The following is a 16,377-nucleotide window of genomic DNA, read 5'->3' as shown; positions in this document are numbered from 1 at the left end:
GAGTGGGCGCGTTTTATCCGTAGAAGTAGACCCAGATGTAGCCGTGTTATTTTCCTTCCTCGCGCGCGGGGGCTTCGCCGGGTAGCACGGTCACGTAGCCGCCCTTGTCGCTAGCAATATGCCAGGTGCCCCCGAAGGTTGCGCTGGCCCAGTCGAGAATCTGCTGCGCATCCCCGTGGTTGGCCTTCGATTGGGGTGCGAAGACCACCGCGTTCGCCCCGGCATTCCCACGGGTTCCCTCCCAGTACACCGTATTATTCGGCACCAGGTAGGCAAGCATATGAATATCGGTAACCACGTGGGAGCCATCCGGTACCGCGGCCAGGGCTTCCCGCGCGCCGGCGCGCTCCTCCGCGCTCGCTCCGTTGTAACGCCCCTGGATCCACCAGCCCACCGCGTTGGCGCGGGTACCGACCAGCGTGGCAATCACGCTGGCGGCCAGCGCGAGCGCAATCAAGCCGCGCTTGACGTGCCCGCTGCGCGTGGCGCATTCGCCGCGCGGGGAGCACTCGCCATGCGTCGCGCGCTCGGCATGCTCACGCCGCGCCCGAATCCTTATAGAACGCTCCAGCCGCCCCAGCCCATCGAGCAGCGCAATGGTGGCAATCGGCATGAGCACGGCGGAATAATGCCAGTCCAGGCCCCAGTAGAATTCCACGTTTCCCGTGAAACGCCAGGCGAGGGTCGGGAGCATAAGCAGAATCCACGGGCTGACCAAGCCCACCACTCCGGCGCTGCCCAGCAGCACCGCCAGGGTCATCAGCTTCGTAGCCGCGCCGGTGAAAAGCCCGGCATCGCCCGTGAGGCGATCCGTGTAATCCCAGGCACCGTCCGGATTGAAAGCCGGCAGCAGCACCCAGATAGAAAGTACAAACCACACCGCGCCCCATATCGCCAGGCCCACCGCCCAGCGCCCCGCGGGACTCGCCCAGAGTGCCTGAGCTCGCGCGCTCCGAGTTTGCGCCGCCGCGGCGGCGCCGTCGTCGTTCTGCACCGCCGCGCCGCAAACCGTCCGCCTCTGCGCGAAAAACTCCGCCAGTAGCGCGGCCGCACCGAAAGCGATGAGCGTGAGGCCGAGGTCTTCTTTGACGAAAACGAGCGTTCCGAGCGGGAGCGCGGCGCGCCGGTAGCGGCCCTCCACCCAGGCCGTCAGCCCGTAGGCGAGGAGGGGTACCGCGAAGGCGATCTCGTGGAATTGCGCGGCCACCGCGGCCGATAGCCCCCAGGACACCGCGTAGAGCAGGCCGAAAGCGGTCCCTGCCCCGGCCCCGCAGCGTGCCCGCGCCAGGCGGGTGAGCGGAATCGCGGAGATCGCGAAGAGCGCGTTTTGCACAATAAGCAGAGTGGCGCCGCTGGGCCACAGCGCGAAAATCGGGCCGAGCACCACCAGGATGGGATGAAAATGATCGCCCCACAGGTTGAAGCCGGGGCCTTTAATATCCACGATGGGCGCTTCGAGATGCGCGTAACGCTGGGCGAGCTGCGTGAAAATGCCCAGGTCCCAGGAGGACGTCTGCATAGAAGCCCATTGGTGCAGCGAAAAAGCGGTAAAAATAATGAAACTGAGGAGTGCCACCAGGTAGGGAACCGGGTCGGTGCGCAGCGGGCGGTACCAGGTCGCGGTGCGAGCCAGCCTCGTGCGGCGTGAAGCCGAGGTCGCGGTGCGAACCAGCTTCATGCGGCGCGGTACCGCTGTGCGGCGAGCCATCATCATGCGTTCCTCACCTTCCGTCCGTGCCATCGCGAGCCACCACCACATAGCCGGCGTCCTCGGTGACAATATGCCACCGCCCGCCCACTTTCGCGGTAATCCACGCCACCACCTGGGCGCCGTCCCCGTGGTTGAGCCGGTTGGAGAACACCACCGTGTCAATATACGCGCCGCCGTAGCTGTGCTCCCAGTACACGGTATTGCCCGGCACCACGTAGGCCATCATGACCACGTCGGCGAGGATATGCCGCCCGGTGCCGGCCGCCGCCACCGCCGCGCGGGCACCGTCGTGTTGCTCGGCGGTCTGGGTGGCGCCGTAATCGGAAAAATACACGTATTGCTGGGTATTGGAACGCCCCGTGAGCCACGAGCCGAAGCCGTTGGAGGCGGTGCCGAGCACACTGGAGGCGAGCGCAAGGGCGAGGGCAGCTGCGGCCAGGCGGGGGCGGCGAGCCAGCACACCCAGGGCATCGCGTTGCGTGGTTGCGGCCGCGGGAGCTTCAGATTCTTGCGCCTCCGGTGGTGGTACGACGACGCCGCGCGCACCCGCCCGCGCGAGCCCATCGGTCAGCGCGACGGCGATCATCGGCGCGAGCACCGCCGAATAGTGCCACAAAATAGTCCAGTAGTAGGGGTTGTCCCCCACGAAACGCCAGGCGAGAGTGGGGAGCAGCAGCGCCGCCCACGGGCTGCGCAGCCCCACGATTCCCAGGGCGGCCACGATATAGCAGAGGGTGCCCCAGCGGTTAGGCTCGAGGAGCATGCTCGCCAGGTCGAGGCCTTCGCGGACCCGCCCGGCGTAGTCCCACTGCCCGGAATTATTGAAAGCCGGGAGAATAACCTGGGTGGCGGCCAGAAACCAGGCGGTGCCCCAGGCAGCCAGGAAGGCGCCAATGCCGGCCAGCTCGCGCGCCCCGCGCCAGCTGAGCAGCGCCACCAGCACCCCGAAGCAGGCCACCGTGAGGCCGAGATCCTCCTTGACGAAAACCAGCAGGGAGATGAGCACGGCGGCGCGCCGGTAGCGGCTCTCCAGCCAGGCGGTCAGCCCGAAAGCGAGCAAGGGCACCGCGAAGGCGATTTCGTGGAATTGCACCACGAGCGCGGACGTGAGCCCCCAGCTGGCCGCGTAAGCCACCCCGATGAGGGCGCCCGGCACGGCCCCCACCCGCGCCCGGGCGAAACGTGCGATGGGATACACCGAGATCCCGAAGAGTACCGCTTGGAGGGTGAGGAGGCTCAGCCCGGAAGGCCAGAGCCAGAACAGCGGCCCGGTCAGCAGCAAAATGGGATGGAAATGATCGCCCCACAGGTTGAAGCCCGGGCCTTTAATATCCACGATGGGCGGGAATTGCCAGCGGGCGTACTGGTCGGCCAGCTGGGTGAAAATGCCCTGATCCCACGACGGGGAGGAGAAGTTCACCCAGGTATACCAGGAGAAGAACATGTACACGGCGAAAGCACCCGCGGCCAAGAGCAGCGCCGTCGTATCACAGTGCTTGCGCGCCCACGCGAGTACCGCGCGCGGCGCCCACGCGCGCACCGTTGCCGTTCGGGAATGTGCCCGCGCCCCGCGCGCGTCCAGCTCCCGCGCCGGCCCGCCGCGCATTAGATAATGTCCTTCTTCTGGAGGTGACGCAGCGCGAACCAGCCGATGGGAACCCGCGCCCAGAAGGTGAGCAGGCGGTACAGGATTGCGGTGGAGAAGGCCACCGAATACGGCAGGCCAGCGATGGTGAGCCCGCCGGTGAGGGCCGCTTCCACCGGGCCGATACCGCCGGGGGAGGGCACCAGGGAGCCCACCGAATTGGAAACCAGGTAGGTGATCGCCAGAGTGACCACCGGCAGGGTCTCCCCGAAGGCCGCCAGGGAGAAACCGAAAGCCGCCACGAAACTCACCGTCATGAGGAGGGAACCGCCGAAACCGGCGAGAATCCGGGACGGGTGGGTAGCCAGCCACACCACGCGCGGCCACACCTGCTCGATGGTGGGGCGCACCAGCTCAATGACCTTGCGGCGCAGCGGGCGAATGAAGTAGACGGCCGCACCCAGGGCCGCCACCGCCGCCACGATGAGCATCACGGAGGTGCTCGGGATGGAAAGATTCCCGAAGTCGCCGGTGAGCAGCCCGAGGGCCAACAGCAGCAGCACCGTGGTAATAAATTGCGCGATCTGCACCAAGGACACGGTGGCAACCGCCACCGGGGTGGCCACCTGGTTGCGTTGCAGGTAACGCAAATTGAGGGCGAGCGGCCCGATACCGGCCGGCATAACCAAGCCCAGCACCGAAGCGGCGATCTGCACCTCGCTGGTTTCCCACAGCGGCAGGCGTTCGGCCGTGTAGGCCTTCAGGCACAGCGCCGCGCCCACGTACGTTGCGAAACTGGCGATAAACGCGGCGAGCATCCACCACGGGTTGGCGTTGCGAATCGTTTCTTGCAGCTCGGTGAAATTAATCGAACCGAGCAGAATAAAGATGGCAAGCACCCCGATGACGATGGTAATAATCGTCTTCGCGGAGAATTTACGCAGCTGGATGGTCTGGGTGGCGGTGCCAATATCCTGCGGGAGGACCTCCAGGAGCACCTCGCGCATGCGCTGCACGCCCTTTTTATCCTCAAGTTCGGCCAGGGTTTGCGCCGGCATAATGGTGCGCTGGATCGTCGGGGCCACCGAGGAGAGCCGGTCGCGGGAAATGCAGCGCAACGCGGAAGCAACGGCGCGCTCGGGGCCCACCGCCACCGCCTGGAGCAGGTACAGCTGCGCCAAATCAATATGCCGGGAAAGCTCATTAGAAGAAAAACTGCCGTTGCGCCAATGGGTGATGAGGGCTTCGTCCCCGCGCACCGCGACCACCCCGGCGCGAATATCGTGGTGGGTGAGCCCGCGTGCGTGCGCGCGTTCGAGCGTGGACCACATGGAGTCCAGCGCCGCGTCGGAGATGTCTTCCGGCTCCAGATCCGTGAGGGGAACGGCCTCGATATCAGCAAAAGCGACGACGGCGGACGCGCCGGCCGCCGCGTAATGTGCATCGCGCCGCGGGGCCACCCCGGCGTTCACCGCGAGGGCTTCCATGAGGAGGGTGCGTTCGGCAGTTTCCTCCACGTTATCCCCGGTCCGCTGGGTGACCTGGGTGAGGGTGGCTCGCTGCCAAGCACTGGCCAGGCGCCCGAGGACCGCGCGATCCGAGTCAATGAGGGCGGCAACGTAATGGGCGCCGTCGGCCAAAGTAACCACGTAGTGGCGGGAATTGACGTCCCCGATAAGCGGGCGGACCTCGTGGCGGGCCCGGGTGATGAGGGCGCGCACGTTAATATCGTCTTCCGGTTCGCCCAGCTGGTAGGCGCCCGCCGCGCTCGCGGGGAGCACGCCCTCGGTTTCCGCGCTCGCATCGGCGGCGAAAGCGGCGTTGGTTTGCGCGCTGTGGCCGGTATCGCCGCCCAATCCGCTATGCCCGGTGAGCGCCTCGCGCAGTTCTTTGAGAATCGCGGTATCCACATATCCGAGCGGGCCGGTTACGGGAACGGACCACGCGTGCATATCGGCGTCGTCGCCCGCATCCACGCGGATAATGCTGCGCGCATCCAGGCCGGCGCGGCGAATGAGAGTGACGACGGCGGCGCCGGTGGCGCGGTCGGGCGAATCCCCAAAAGCGTAGAGCGCGAAATATCCGCAGGCCATCCCCACGAACACGGTGGTGAGCGCGCCGGTCAGCGTTTGGGCGCCCTGGAGCACGGAAAGCACCAGCACGATTCCCAGCGCCCACCAGCCGGTGCGCACCAGCCGGCCCTGGCGTTCGGAAGCGGCCACCACCAGGATGGTGGCGATAATCGAAACGTAGGGGAGCATGCCCACGGCGGCTTGTTCTTGGATGGTATCCGAGAGGTCGATGGTGATTTGGGAGGTCGGCATAAAACGCTCGAAAAGCCACAGGGAGCCGTAACAGATAGCGAGTGCGCCGGCCATAGCCACCAGCGCGGTCACGAGGGTGCGCCAGCGCCGGTAGCGGATGATATCGAAGAAAAGCAGGAGGGGGAGGAAGAGCGAGACGAGGCCCTCCAGCACGTTAATGGGCATGGAGAAAATGGTGCGGAGGGTATCCGGGGCGGCGTTGGCGACGTCGTGCGTGACGGCCACGGTGGTGGTGTAGCCGAAGCGGGAGATGAGGAGCATCCCGGCGACGGCCAGGGTGAAGAGGATGCCGCGCAGCAGGTTGGCGGGGCGGCGGGTCCAGCGCGCGATTTCGTCCACGAGGAGGACGCGGTGCACGGCGGGTTCGGCAGGCTCCGCGGGTTCGGTGTGCTCCTCAAGGGAAGTTTCCGCAGGCGCCGGTGAAGCGGTGGAAACGGAAGCCTGTGCTTCTGGCGCGCTTACCGCAGCCGGGGCGGCTTCTACCTCCGCCGGCTGGACCGGGCTCGTTTCCTCGTTGTGGCGCACCAGCCCAGTCTAGTTGATAGGTATTAGTTTCTCCTGTGACCCGGCGTGGTTATTCGGCCCGGCGCAGCGCCGGCCGTGGTGCGCGTGCGGCGGCGTGCGCCCAGCGATTCGGCGCGGAACTACTCGGCCCGGCGCAGCCGCAGCGAATTGAGCACCACGATAACCGAGGAGGAAGCCATGGCCGCCGCGGCCAAACCCGGCAGGATAATCCCGGCCACCGCCGCCGGAATAGCGATGAGGTTGTAGCCGAAAGCCCAGGCCAGATTCTGGCGGATGACCCGCAAGGTGGCGGCGGAGATGCGCAGCGCCGCGCCCACATTGCGCAGATCGGAATTGACGATGGTGATATCTGAGGCGGCCTTGGCCACATCGGTGCCCGAACCCATCGCGATGGAGAGGTCCGCGGCGGCTAGAGCTGCGGCGTCGTTCACCCCGTCACCGACCATCGCAACCCGCGCACCGGCTGCGCGCGCCGCTTCCACCACCAGGACCTTGTCCGCGGGGAGGACCTCGGCGTGCACGATGTCAATGCCGGCGGCCCGGGCCACCGCCCGCGTGGTGGCCGCGTTATCCCCGGAGGCCAGAATCGGGGTGAGGCCCAGGTCTTTGAGCTCGGCGACGGCCGCGGCGGAGGTGGGGCGCAGCTGGTCGCGCACCGTCACGAGGGCGAGCGCTTCGCTTACCTCGCCCTCGCGCGCCAACATCACCAGGGACGCCCCGCCGCTCGCGGCTTCTTCCAGCACGCTCTCCCACTCGGAGAGATCCACTCCGGCCTCCCGCAGCGCCCGCGGGGATGCCGCATAGTAGCGCTGCCCGCCGATGGTGGCGCGCACGCCCTGCCCGGCCAGATTCTCAAAATCGGTGGCGGGGGCGAGCTGCAGCCCCTCCTCACGCGCCCGGGCCACGATGGCGCGGGCGAGGGGATGCTCGGAATAGTTATCCACGCTCGCGGCCAGGGCGAGCGCTTCTTTTGTAGCGACGACGCCGCCAGCCGCGCCATCAGCCCCCGCCGGCGGGAGGGTCACCCGGTCCACGGCCATGGTTCCGGTGGTGAGAGTGCCGGTTTTATCCAAGATGATGGTGTCTACGCTATGTGCGCTTTCCAGGGTTTCCGGGCCGTGGATAAGGATGCCGCGCTGGCTGGCCCGCCCGGAACCCACCATGAGCGCGGTGGGTGTGGCCAAGCCTAGAGCACAGGGGCAGGCCACCACCAGCACCGTAATGGCGGTCATGATGGCCAGATCCAGGGGGTTGCCGAGCGCCAGGCGCACCCCGAATGTCGCGAGCGCAATGAGGATAACGGCGGGCACAAATACCGCGGAGACCCGGTCCGCCAGGGCCTGCACCGGTGCTTTCCCGGATTGGGCGCGGGTGAGGAGGCGGCCCATCTGCGCCAGGGTGGTATCGCGGCCCACCCGGGTGGCCCGCACCCGGATCGCGCCGGCGGTGGTGAGGGTTGCTCCGGTCACCTCATCGCCCGGGCCCACGTCAATGGGGGTGGATTCGCCGGTGAGGAGGCTGGCGTCCACCGCGGTAGTCCCGGAGACCACCACTCCGTCGGTCGCAATTTTCGTGCCGGGGGCCACGAGGAATTCGTCGCCGACGGCCAGGTCGCTGGCAGGAATAATTTCATCAACATCCGCTCCGGAGGCGGTGCGTACCCGGCGTGCGTCGTCGGCCCCTAAAGCGAGGAGGGACCGCAGCGCATCGCCGGCGCTGCGGCGCGAGCGGGTCTCTAGCCAGCGCCCCAGCAGGAGGAAGGTGACGATCATGGCCGCGGTTTCGAAATACACGTGGGAGCCGTGCGCGGCGCCGGTGGCGAGCGCGTGGATGCCGGTCATGGACATGCGGTAGTCCGCGCCGCCGGCTCCGCCCCACAGTAGTGCCCAGATCGACCAGCCCAGCGAGGCCAGGGTGCCCAGCGAGATGAGCGTGTCCATGGTGGTGGAGCCGTGGCGCAGCGCGGCGGCGGCCGAACGGTGGAAGGGCCAACCGCACCAGAGCGCGATCGGGAGGGTGAGCGCACCGATGACCCACTGCCAGTACGGGAATTGCAGGGCCGGGATCATGGAGAGTGCCACCACGGGGATGGAGAGGGTCAGCGAGATCCAGAAACGGCGCCGCAGCGAGGCGATGCGGGCGCTTGCTTGGGCGTCAGCTGCTTCACGCGTAGCGGTTGCTGCGCGGGCGGCATCGGCGTGCGTGTTCGGGTTGGTGGTAGCCGGGTGCGCGTCGTCGTGCGGATTGATAGTGCCCGTGCGGGAAATGAGCCGGGCTTCGTAGCCGGCCGCGCTCACCTGGGCGAGGAAATCTGCGGTGTCCAGCTGCGCCCCGGTTTCGCTGAGCTCGAGGCGGGCTTCGTCGGTGGCGAGGTTGACGGAGGCGCGCACTCCGGGCAGTTTATTGAGTTTCTTTTCCACGCGCGCCACGCAGGAAGCGCAGGTCATCCCGGAAATTGCGAGGTTCACTTCGGCAACGGGGGCGGCGTCAAGTTTTTCGCTCGCGCTGCTTGTGGTGTTGCGTGCGATGGGGTACGACGGCGCAGCTGCGGCCTGGGAGGGCTCGGACACGAAAAATCTCCTTACGTGGGCGCACTGAGTGAGCCGCCGCGGGTGGTGGCGCGCGGCAGTGTGTTTGTTAAGGCAGCGGGTGCCTACATTATTTGTGCGAGTGGGTGGTGTTTAGCGGATGATCTCGGTCACGGTGTAGTCGCCGGCTTCGGCTACCGCGGCTTTGAGGTCCTCGTCGGAAAAATCGTGCGGGGTGTACACGAGCACCGAGGAGGTACCTTCCGGGTTCAGGGTGACCAGCACGCTGTTGACATCCGGGAGAGCATCGAGTTCCGCGCTCACGTGCTTGACGCAGTTTTCGCAGGTCATCCCGGTGACTTTCAGCTCGATAGTGCGATCAAATTCTTCTGTTGCCATGGTGCGCCTCCTTCTTCAGCCCCGAGGTGGGGTGCACCCGGTTTAACACGAATCCTGGCGGTGCTATTCCCGCATGGCTTGTGGCTCAGGGAACCTAGTAGCGTTCTTCTTCGCGCATCTGTTGCAGAATCTCGCTGGCCGTTGGCCCATCGGGCGTCGGCTCGGCGGGCGTAGACGCAAGTTCAACAAGGTCCGGCCACGGAATTGTTGCTTCCTGTACTTCCCCGTTTTTCCACAGCCGCAGCAGTGGCGAATCTTTCTGCTCGAGTGGCTTTTTATCCATGTGTTTCATTGTATGGTCCGAGGAATCGCTTGCCATTGAAATGAATCATATGCGTTGGATCGGTAGCGACCCACGCTTCTGTTTCCCATGCAAGATCGGTCAGGAACCTGCGCATAGTGACTAAATCCGGAAAACAGGATACGTAGACGAGATCTGCTGTACAGGAGGCGAAAAGTCGTGACAATTCGTTTTTACGCGTGTGGTCAACTGGGCCGTGTGTGGAAGCAGCTTCCATGAGGAACAGCCAATTTTTACCCGGGTCGTAGACGATCAGATCGGGAAGTTTTCCGTGTGTATCGAGCTGAACCCCGAGCACTCGCAGCCGATCTTCGTCGAAGAGCAGAAGTTTCGAATCGGCATCTCCTACGTACAGCACTTCGCCGCCAGGAATGAAGAAGCCGCAGAAATCCTCGATCATGGCCTTCAGGAGAGTATTTTGCCCACCACCTTTGAGGCTTATGCCTTTCCCGTTCGGGAGAGTCACGGGAATCCTGGTGATCTCTCTGGCTTGGGCATATCGCGTAGCAAGCCCGGGCATATCAGCGAGGTACTCAGCAACAGCAGCATCAAAATCAGGAGTTCCGAATTGGCGTATCGCGAGTATCACTTCGGGGTTGAGGCGGTAGTTATTCAGGGATGAATTTGTTGGGCGCGATGGGTCGTCGTCGTTATAAAGACAAAATCCCGCCTCAATGAACTGGTGCAGAACAAACCTACGTACTGTTTCACGTGAGTTTTCAGCAATCGGATAGTCAAGTTTTTCGCGCATCCAGTCCATGATGGCTCGCACGCCCATCCTCTCGGTGGTTGCCTTTACCCAGGGGGTGTGTGCATCTACACCGGCTAATGCCATGAGCGTACGCCCGGACATGGCGTTTGTGCGTTTGTCGTCGAATTCCAGCGCTCTCAGGATGGCGCGCGCTTCTTCTAAAGTACTCATGCTGCTTTTATTCTCCCGTCACATAAGTGCTGTACGTTCAGCGCTGGATTGCCGTTCTGCCGAGCAAGGCTGACCAGCGCGTCGCGGTCCGGGAATTTCAGGAGGCGCAGATCGGTGGCATTCACTTGAGTATGGCCACTGAAAACACGGAAATAGGCATCAACCTGGGGGGAGTTGAGCCAGAGTGCGATCCCGCGGGCCAGCACCGGATCGAGGCCGCCACCGGATTCGTGGATGTAATTGAGCTTATTGTCGAAAGCTGAGGGTTCTGCGCTGGTCCAAACGGCCGATACAATCCTGCGCGCTTCTTCTTTGGAGGAGAATCTTTTTACCAGCACATAGCTGCCGGCCGGGCATAGCAGTTTTAGCCCGGCACTATCTACCGGGTTAATCCACTGCGGCTTTGACAGTGTGGCTCGCGGATGAACAACCCGGTGATCGACGATATTCGTCGGGTAGATCAAGCGTTGAGAGTGAAGGTCGGGATTGGGATGCACTATTTCTTTGCAGCGAAAACCAACCACCTTGCCAGTTGAAACATTGAGCCCAAGATCAGCCAGGGTATAAGGGAAACTTTCCATCCAGGAAACCGCATCGCTATCGCTTTGCGAGGCCGGCACAAAAATAGCGTTGGACCGGATGACCTCCGCTGTTGCTACGGTACGTTCACGAACCGGAGCGTAAGCATCCATGGAAGAACGGATGAGGATCCGATCCCCTTGGATTCCTGCGCTCACACACATAATGATCGACTCTTGCAGGACATCCATATCCCCAAAAATCAGGGACCGGGACTCAAAGGTGTGAATCGCGTCAAGGGAAACCCGGCTGATGAGATCCTTGCGGAAGCGCGAATAGTAGGTGCCATTCATCCACGAGCGCGGCGAAATAACTACCATCTGGCCCCGTGGCCCCAATTGACGAATCCCCAGTGCCATGAAGGCCGCATACACGTTAGGAACCTGGATTCCATGCGCGCGCAGCGCTACATCATCCGGGCTTCCCACGCGGAGTTTGTGATACGGAGGATTCTGAATAATGAGATCGAAATATTGCCGCGCCCGCGGAGCCCATTCGAAGTAATTTTCCGGGACAAGCGTGACCGTGGCACCCAAGTGTGCGCAGTCCGCCAGGGCTTCCCTCAACGCGGGGAGAAGGGCCGGATCGTTCTCAACCGCGGTGATCTCAAGCGTGAGATTCGGGCGGGCCGCGCGCAGATAACTAGCCACCGCAACGCTGAGCATTCCGGTTCCTGCACCGGGATCAAGGATGCGGATCACGCCAGATTCCGGCAGATGCGACATCCGCACCATCCGTGCCATGATGTCAGCAACGGCCGGTGGGGTGAAGAACTGCCCACGCGCTGCTTGTTCGGTGGAATCCAGGCAGGCTAGAGCGGCGTCACGCCTGTGTTCAGCCCGCTCCATCATCTCCATGGGGCAATCCTAACGTAGGGCCCCGACACAAAATACGCTCAGATTCGCATACCCCGGAGTGGCACTTGCTGCAGTGCTGTCCTACCGTTAGCAGATGCCCTACGCTACCATTAGCCGGCTTTCTATCCTACTTTTAGCCGGACTTCTACGCTACCTTGAGCCGAAATTGCTTGAGGGTTCTACTTTCTAACGCCCGCGCCGGTTCACAACCACTCGATGAATAATCCACCCCACCGCGATCACCAGGCACACCACCGCCACGATCTTCGCGAAAATCCCCACGTAATCTTCCACGATGGTCCAATTCGCGCCCAGCAGATAACCGGCGTAAATCAGAATCGTATTCCAAATCGCCGAGCCCACCGCCGTCAGCGCGGTAAATTTCAGCATCCCCATATTTGTCACGCCGGCGGGAAGCGAAATAAGGGAACGGAAAATCGGCACCATGCGCCCGAAGAACACGGTCCAACTGCCGTGCTTATCGAACCACGCCTCGGTTTTATCCACGTCGGATTGTTTGGTGAGCGGGAACCACAGCAGAATTTTGCGGGTGCGTTCCCGCCCGAGCCAGGCGCCCAGCCCATACAGCAGCCACGCCCCCGCCAGCGACCCGGCGGTACACCACAGAATCGCGCCGATCAGCGTCATATTCGAGGTGGGCGAGGAGGCCGTGAAACCGGCCAGCGGCAAAATCACCTCGGAGGGCAGCGGCGGGAAAATATTTTCCAGCGCAATAAGAAGCGCCGCCCCGAACCCGCCGATAGCGTCCATCACACTGACCACCCAGCCGGTGATCCCGCCCATCGCGCCCGGGTCACCGCCCGGCGCCGGTGCGGTCGCCAGGACGCTCGTCCATGCTGCTACGTTCACGCTTCTCCTCTGGTTGCGAACGCCGCGAAGTGCGGCACATATGCCGTATTTTTTACGACGACGCCGCCGCGCTGCCGCGCGGCCTGCCGGTTACCTTAGCAGGCTTAGCTGGCTGCGGTCCCGGGCGTGTCCTCCAGGAAATCCACGAGGCGGGCAGCCAGGCCGGTGTACCCGGCCGGGGTGAGAGCAAGAAGACGTTTCTCCACGTCCCCCGGCAAACCCAAGCCCGCAATAAATTCCCGCATATCTGCTGCGGTGACTTTCCGCCCGCGGGTCAGTGCCTTGAGCCGCTCATAAGGATCTTCCAGGTGTTCGGCACCACCCAGGGCCGCAGCCCGCATGGCCTGCTGGATCGGTTCGCCCAGCACTTCCCAATTCGCGTCCAGATCCGCGGCGAGTTTGGCGGGATTGGGATCCACCCCGGCCAGCCCGCGCCGTAAATTATCGAGGGCCAGGTAGGAATGCCCGAGCGCCACCCCGATATTGCGTTTCGTGGAGGAATCGGTGAGATCGCGCTGCATCCGGGAGGTCACCAGCGTCTGGCTGAGTACCCCGAAAAGCCCGGAGCTGATCTCCAGATTCGCTTCCGCATTTTCGAAACGAATGGGATTGACCTTATGCGGCATCGTCGAGGAGCCGGTCGAGCCTTGCGCCGCCAGGTTCTGATGGAAATAATCCAGAGAAATATAGGTCCACATATCGGTGGCGAGATTATGGGCGATGCGATTGACGTGCGCAATATCGTCGAAAAGATCGGCGAGCGCATCATAGGACTCAATCTGGGTGGTGAGCGGATTCCAGCTCAGCCCTAAGGATTCCACAAAATCGCGGGCCAGTTCCGGCCAGTTCACCTCCGGAATAGCGGTGGCGTGCGCGGAGAAAGTCCCGGTGGCCCCGGAGAATTTCCCATAATATTCGGCGACTTCCACCCGGCGCAGGGAACGGTGCAGGCGGTGCGCGAAAACGGCAAGCTCTTTGCCAACGGTGGTGGGCGAGGCCGGCTGCCCGTGCGTATGGGCAAGCATGGGAAGCTCCGCGTGGGTGCGGGCCAGCTCGCTCAAATCAGAAACCAGGCCCCAGGCGCGCGGCAACCAGCAGCGGCGCACCGCATCGCGCACGCCCAGCGCCCAGGCCAGGCTATTAATATCCTCCGAGGTGCAGAAAATATGCACCATTTCGCGCAGGTGGCCCAGCCCGCCAGCGTCCATGCGCTTCTTGATGAAGTATTCGACAGCCTTGACATCGTGCCGTGTTTCCGCCTCAATGGTGGCCAGCTCGCGTGCCGCGGCGTCGTCGAACTTTTCAGGAAGTGACCGCAAATATACGACGGCGCTGCCGGGCAACGCCCCCACCCCGGCAATCACCGCGCGTTCGCACAGGAAAATCAACCATTCGACTTCCACGTGAATCCGGTAGCGGTTGAGCGCGGCCTCGCACAGGTAAGGCTGGAGCGGGGCGGTGGCGCTGGCGTAGCGGCCATCTAAGGGGGATAGCGGCCCGGAAATATTCGGGACGGCGGTGGATTCGGAAGCTGGTTCTGGCGCGCGCTGCTCACTCATGGCTCTATTCTGGCAGATCCGCGCCCGGCTGGCAGAACCGTGCGGGCGTATACCGCTGCGTCCGGTGCCCGTTGGTGGCTGGGAATGCACGTCCGGCTGGCAGAACTAGAGATAGGGCCGGGCGGCGCTTAGCGTTTCGGCGCCGTAGGAACCGCCGAACAGCGCGGCGTGAAGGATGAGGATGTGGAGGCTGTGCAGGCCGATGCGGTGCTGCCACCCGGAAGCCAGCGGGGAGACCTCGTTATAGCCGGCGTAGATTTCCTCCGCGAACGGCGCGCGGAAGACCGTGAGGGTGGCCAGGTCGGTTTCCGCGTGCCCGCCGTGGGAAACCGGGTCGATGAGCATCCCGCCGAGCTCCGTCCACATCACATTGCCACTCCATAAATCACCGTGGAGCAGGGCGGCCGGGCTGTGCACCAGGGCCGGCTGAGGTGAATCGAAATCGCCGTCGCGCAGGCGCTCGCATAAATGCTCCAGGGCGTGGGTGCCGCTCGCATCCAACGCACAGTTGTCGCGGGCGGGGCCCAGGTAGGGCTCGATGCGATCCTCGGCGTAAAACTCTCCGAAGCTGCGGGCGGGGAAATCGGCGGGAACCACCGGCAAATCCCAGGAGCCCAGCCGGATCCGGCGGGAGCGGTCAGCCGTGGACGGAGCCGCGTTGGAGGGAGCAGCCGCGCCACCGGGAGCCTGCCCGAAAATCCGATGCCCGGTGGGATCCCAGGCGTGAGTGTGGGCCAGGCGCGCCCCGAATTCCCGCGCGGCCACCGCGGTGGGGCGCACGGAGCGTAAGCGTTCTTCACGAATAACACCGCGGTCGTGATCCGCGGCGGTGGACAGGAGGGGCACAACGGGCGCCCCGCCATGCGGCGTCGCCTCGGCCAGCTCCGCCAGCGAGAGCGCCTCACCCCAGATCTCAGCCGGGTCGCCGGTTTTCACAAAGGTCTCCATACCCGCATCCTACGGCGCCCCGCGCCGGGCGGCGCACCGTTCCGGATAACGGCGCGGGCGGACGGGATGGGACGGCGCGACGGTGCGGCGGCGCGGAACGGCCCCGGGGTGGCTCGCGGTGATGGTGCACAATAGAAGAATGCAATGGTTCCGCCCCGAATTAGCCGATCTGCCCAGTTACGTTGCCGGGAAACGCCCCCGCAACGCCGATAGCGTCAAACTCTCCAGCAACGAAGTTCCCTTCCCGCCCACCCCGGCGGTGGCCGCCGCGCTCGCGGCCGCGGTCGCTCAGGGCGGGGAACTCAACCGCTATCCCGATATGTCCTGCGCGCAGCTCACCGCCGCGCTCGCGGCCTACGAGAATTGGGATCCGGCCGGCATTGTGGTGGGCAACGGCTCCACCGCCCTCATCGAAAAATTCTTGCAAGCCGTGGTCACCCCGGGTGGCGACGTAGTCAGCCCGTGGCGCTCCTTCGAGGCCTACCCCATCGCCACCATCGCCGCGGGCGGGCGCTTCGTAGGCGTGCCGCTGCGCGCGGATGGCACCCATGACCTGGAAGCGATGGCCGCCGCCATCACGGAAAATACTCGCGCCATCCTCCTGTGTTCGCCCAATAATCCCACCGGCACCACCATCCCGCACGCCGAGCTGGCTAGCTTCCTGGCCAAGGTTCCCGCCCGCATCCCGGTGCTTCTCGACGAGGCCTATATTCACTTCGCTCCCGCGGTAGGTGAGAGCCAGGCGAGCCGCGCCGTCGTACAAAATGGGAAGGAACTCGCGCGCCAGTACCCGAATGTGGCGGTGGCGCGCACGTTTTCCAAGGCTTTTGCGCTGGCCGGGCTGCGGCTGGGCTACCTGCTCACCAGCCCCGCGCTGGCCGAGCCGCTGCGCCGTATCGCCACGCCTTTCGGCATCAATCGCCTCGCTCAGGTGGCCGGCCAGGCGGCGCTCACCGAAGCGGATACCGTGCTGGAACGCGCCGCGCAGCTCGCCGGCGCCCGCGATGAGCTGGCCACCCAGCTCGCGGCGGCCGGCTGGCACACGCCCACCTCGCACGCGAATTTCCTGTGGGTTTCGGCGGCGGAACTGGACCGGCACGGGGTGAGCGCCGCGCGTTTCGAAGATGCTTGCATGGATGCCGGGGTGCTGGTGCGGGTGCTCGGCGAGGGCGTGCGCATCAGCGTGGCCGAGCCGGAAGGCAGCACGCGGGTGCTCGCGGCCGTGCGCGCGCTCGGCGAACGCAGCAGCTAACGCCGCGCCAACTAGAC

The 16,377-nt window shown here is 64.5% G+C and carries 12 protein-coding genes; 1 reads left to right on the top strand and 11 read right to left on the bottom strand.

What is annotated here, in order from left to right; genetic code table 11:
- Positions 1–46 precede the first annotated feature (46 nt).
- The 11 genes from QP305_RS06290 to QP305_RS06240 all read right to left on the bottom strand — a co-directional run bounded on the left by QP305_RS06290 (position 47) and on the right by QP305_RS06240 (position 15,108).
- Positions 47–1,741: a DUF2079 domain-containing protein gene (locus tag QP305_RS06290; protein WP_284904605.1), complete on the bottom strand. Its 1,695-nt coding sequence runs from the start codon at positions 1,739–1,741 to the stop codon at positions 47–49.
- Positions 1,722–3,317 (bottom strand): DUF2079 domain-containing protein, encoded by a 1,596-nt coding sequence (locus QP305_RS06285; protein WP_284904603.1) that lies wholly within the window; start codon positions 3,315–3,317, stop codon positions 1,722–1,724. Before QP305_RS06285 ends, QP305_RS06290 begins: the two co-directional genes overlap by 20 nt.
- Positions 3,317–6,145, bottom strand: coding sequence for a lysylphosphatidylglycerol synthase transmembrane domain-containing protein (locus tag QP305_RS06280; RefSeq protein WP_284904601.1), 2,829 nt, complete (start codon positions 6,143–6,145; stop codon positions 3,317–3,319). The genes QP305_RS06285 and QP305_RS06280 overlap by 1 nt, the downstream gene beginning before the upstream one ends.
- A 119-nt stretch (positions 6,146–6,264) precedes the next feature.
- Positions 6,265–8,715 carry a heavy metal translocating P-type ATPase gene (locus tag QP305_RS06275; protein WP_284904600.1) on the bottom strand — a complete coding sequence of 817 codons (2,451 nt, stop codon included), beginning with the start codon at positions 8,713–8,715 and terminating at the stop codon, positions 6,265–6,267.
- Positions 8,716–8,826: 111 nt separating this feature from the next.
- A complete protein-coding gene (locus tag QP305_RS06270; RefSeq protein ID WP_274735787.1) occupies positions 8,827–9,072 on the bottom strand; it encodes a heavy-metal-associated domain-containing protein in 246 nt (81 codons plus the stop codon).
- Positions 9,073–9,166: 94 nt separating this feature from the next.
- Positions 9,167–9,355 carry a hypothetical protein gene (locus tag QP305_RS06265; RefSeq protein WP_284904598.1) on the bottom strand — a complete coding sequence of 63 codons (189 nt, stop codon included), beginning with the start codon at positions 9,353–9,355 and terminating at the stop codon, positions 9,167–9,169.
- Positions 9,348–10,295, bottom strand: a complete 948-nt coding sequence (locus QP305_RS06260; RefSeq protein WP_284904596.1) for a BsuBI/PstI family type II restriction endonuclease — start codon at positions 10,293–10,295, stop codon at positions 9,348–9,350. The genes QP305_RS06265 and QP305_RS06260 overlap by 8 nt, the downstream gene beginning before the upstream one ends.
- On the bottom strand, positions 10,292–11,731 hold the full coding sequence (locus QP305_RS06255; protein ID WP_284904594.1) for an HsdM family class I SAM-dependent methyltransferase: 1,440 nt from the start codon (positions 11,729–11,731) through the stop codon (positions 10,292–10,294). Before QP305_RS06255 ends, QP305_RS06260 begins: the two co-directional genes overlap by 4 nt.
- Positions 11,732–11,917: 186 nt before the next feature.
- The gene (locus QP305_RS06250; protein WP_016441929.1) at positions 11,918–12,601 is read right to left on the bottom strand and encodes a DedA family protein; all 684 of its coding nucleotides are present in this window, start codon (positions 12,599–12,601) and stop codon (positions 11,918–11,920) included.
- A gap of 104 nt (positions 12,602–12,705) precedes the next feature.
- Positions 12,706–14,160: an adenylosuccinate lyase gene (gene purB / locus QP305_RS06245; protein ID WP_284904592.1), complete on the bottom strand. Its 1,455-nt coding sequence runs from the start codon at positions 14,158–14,160 to the stop codon at positions 12,706–12,708.
- A gap of 105 nt (positions 14,161–14,265) precedes the next feature.
- Positions 14,266–15,108, bottom strand: a complete 843-nt coding sequence (locus tag QP305_RS06240) for a fructosamine kinase family protein (protein WP_284904590.1) — start codon at positions 15,106–15,108, stop codon at positions 14,266–14,268.
- Positions 15,109–15,247: 139 nt separating this feature from the next.
- On the opposite strand from QP305_RS06240, the gene QP305_RS06235 reads away from it, so the two are divergent.
- The gene (locus QP305_RS06235; RefSeq protein WP_284904588.1) at positions 15,248–16,360 is read left to right on the top strand and encodes a histidinol-phosphate transaminase; all 1,113 of its coding nucleotides are present in this window, start codon (positions 15,248–15,250) and stop codon (positions 16,358–16,360) included.
- Positions 16,361–16,377 lie beyond the last annotated feature (17 nt).

The organism is Actinotignum timonense, assembly GCF_030216305.1.
In the GTDB taxonomy this organism is placed as follows: domain Bacteria; phylum Actinomycetota; class Actinomycetes; order Actinomycetales; family Actinomycetaceae; genus Actinotignum; species Actinotignum timonense_A.
The sequence above is the reverse complement of the archived record's forward strand: the minus strand, read 5'-3'. Positions and strand labels throughout refer to the sequence as shown.

Coding starts and splice junctions, on each gene's coding strand:
- QP305_RS06270 (WP_274735787.1), bottom strand. CDS start 9,072: ATGGCAACAGAAGAATTTGATCGCACTATCGAGCTGAAAGTCACCGGG.
- QP305_RS06285 (WP_284904603.1), bottom strand. CDS start 3,317: ATGCGCGGCGGGCCGGCGCGGGAGCTGGACGCGCGCGGGGCGCGGGCA.
- QP305_RS06240 (WP_284904590.1), bottom strand. CDS start 15,108: ATGGAGACCTTTGTGAAAACCGGCGACCCGGCTGAGATCTGGGGTGAG.
- QP305_RS06260 (WP_284904596.1), bottom strand. CDS start 10,295: ATGAGTACTTTAGAAGAAGCGCGCGCCATCCTGAGAGCGCTGGAATTC.
- QP305_RS06265 (WP_284904598.1), bottom strand. CDS start 9,355: ATGGATAAAAAGCCACTCGAGCAGAAAGATTCGCCACTGCTGCGGCTG.
- QP305_RS06255 (WP_284904594.1), bottom strand. CDS start 11,731: ATGGAGATGATGGAGCGGGCTGAACACAGGCGTGACGCCGCTCTAGCC.
- QP305_RS06235 (WP_284904588.1), top strand. CDS start 15,248: ATGCAATGGTTCCGCCCCGAATTAGCCGATCTGCCCAGTTACGTTGCC.
- QP305_RS06290 (WP_284904605.1), bottom strand. CDS start 1,741: ATGGCACGGACGGAAGGTGAGGAACGCATGATGATGGCTCGCCGCACA.
- purB (WP_284904592.1), bottom strand. CDS start 14,160: ATGAGTGAGCAGCGCGCGCCAGAACCAGCTTCCGAATCCACCGCCGTC.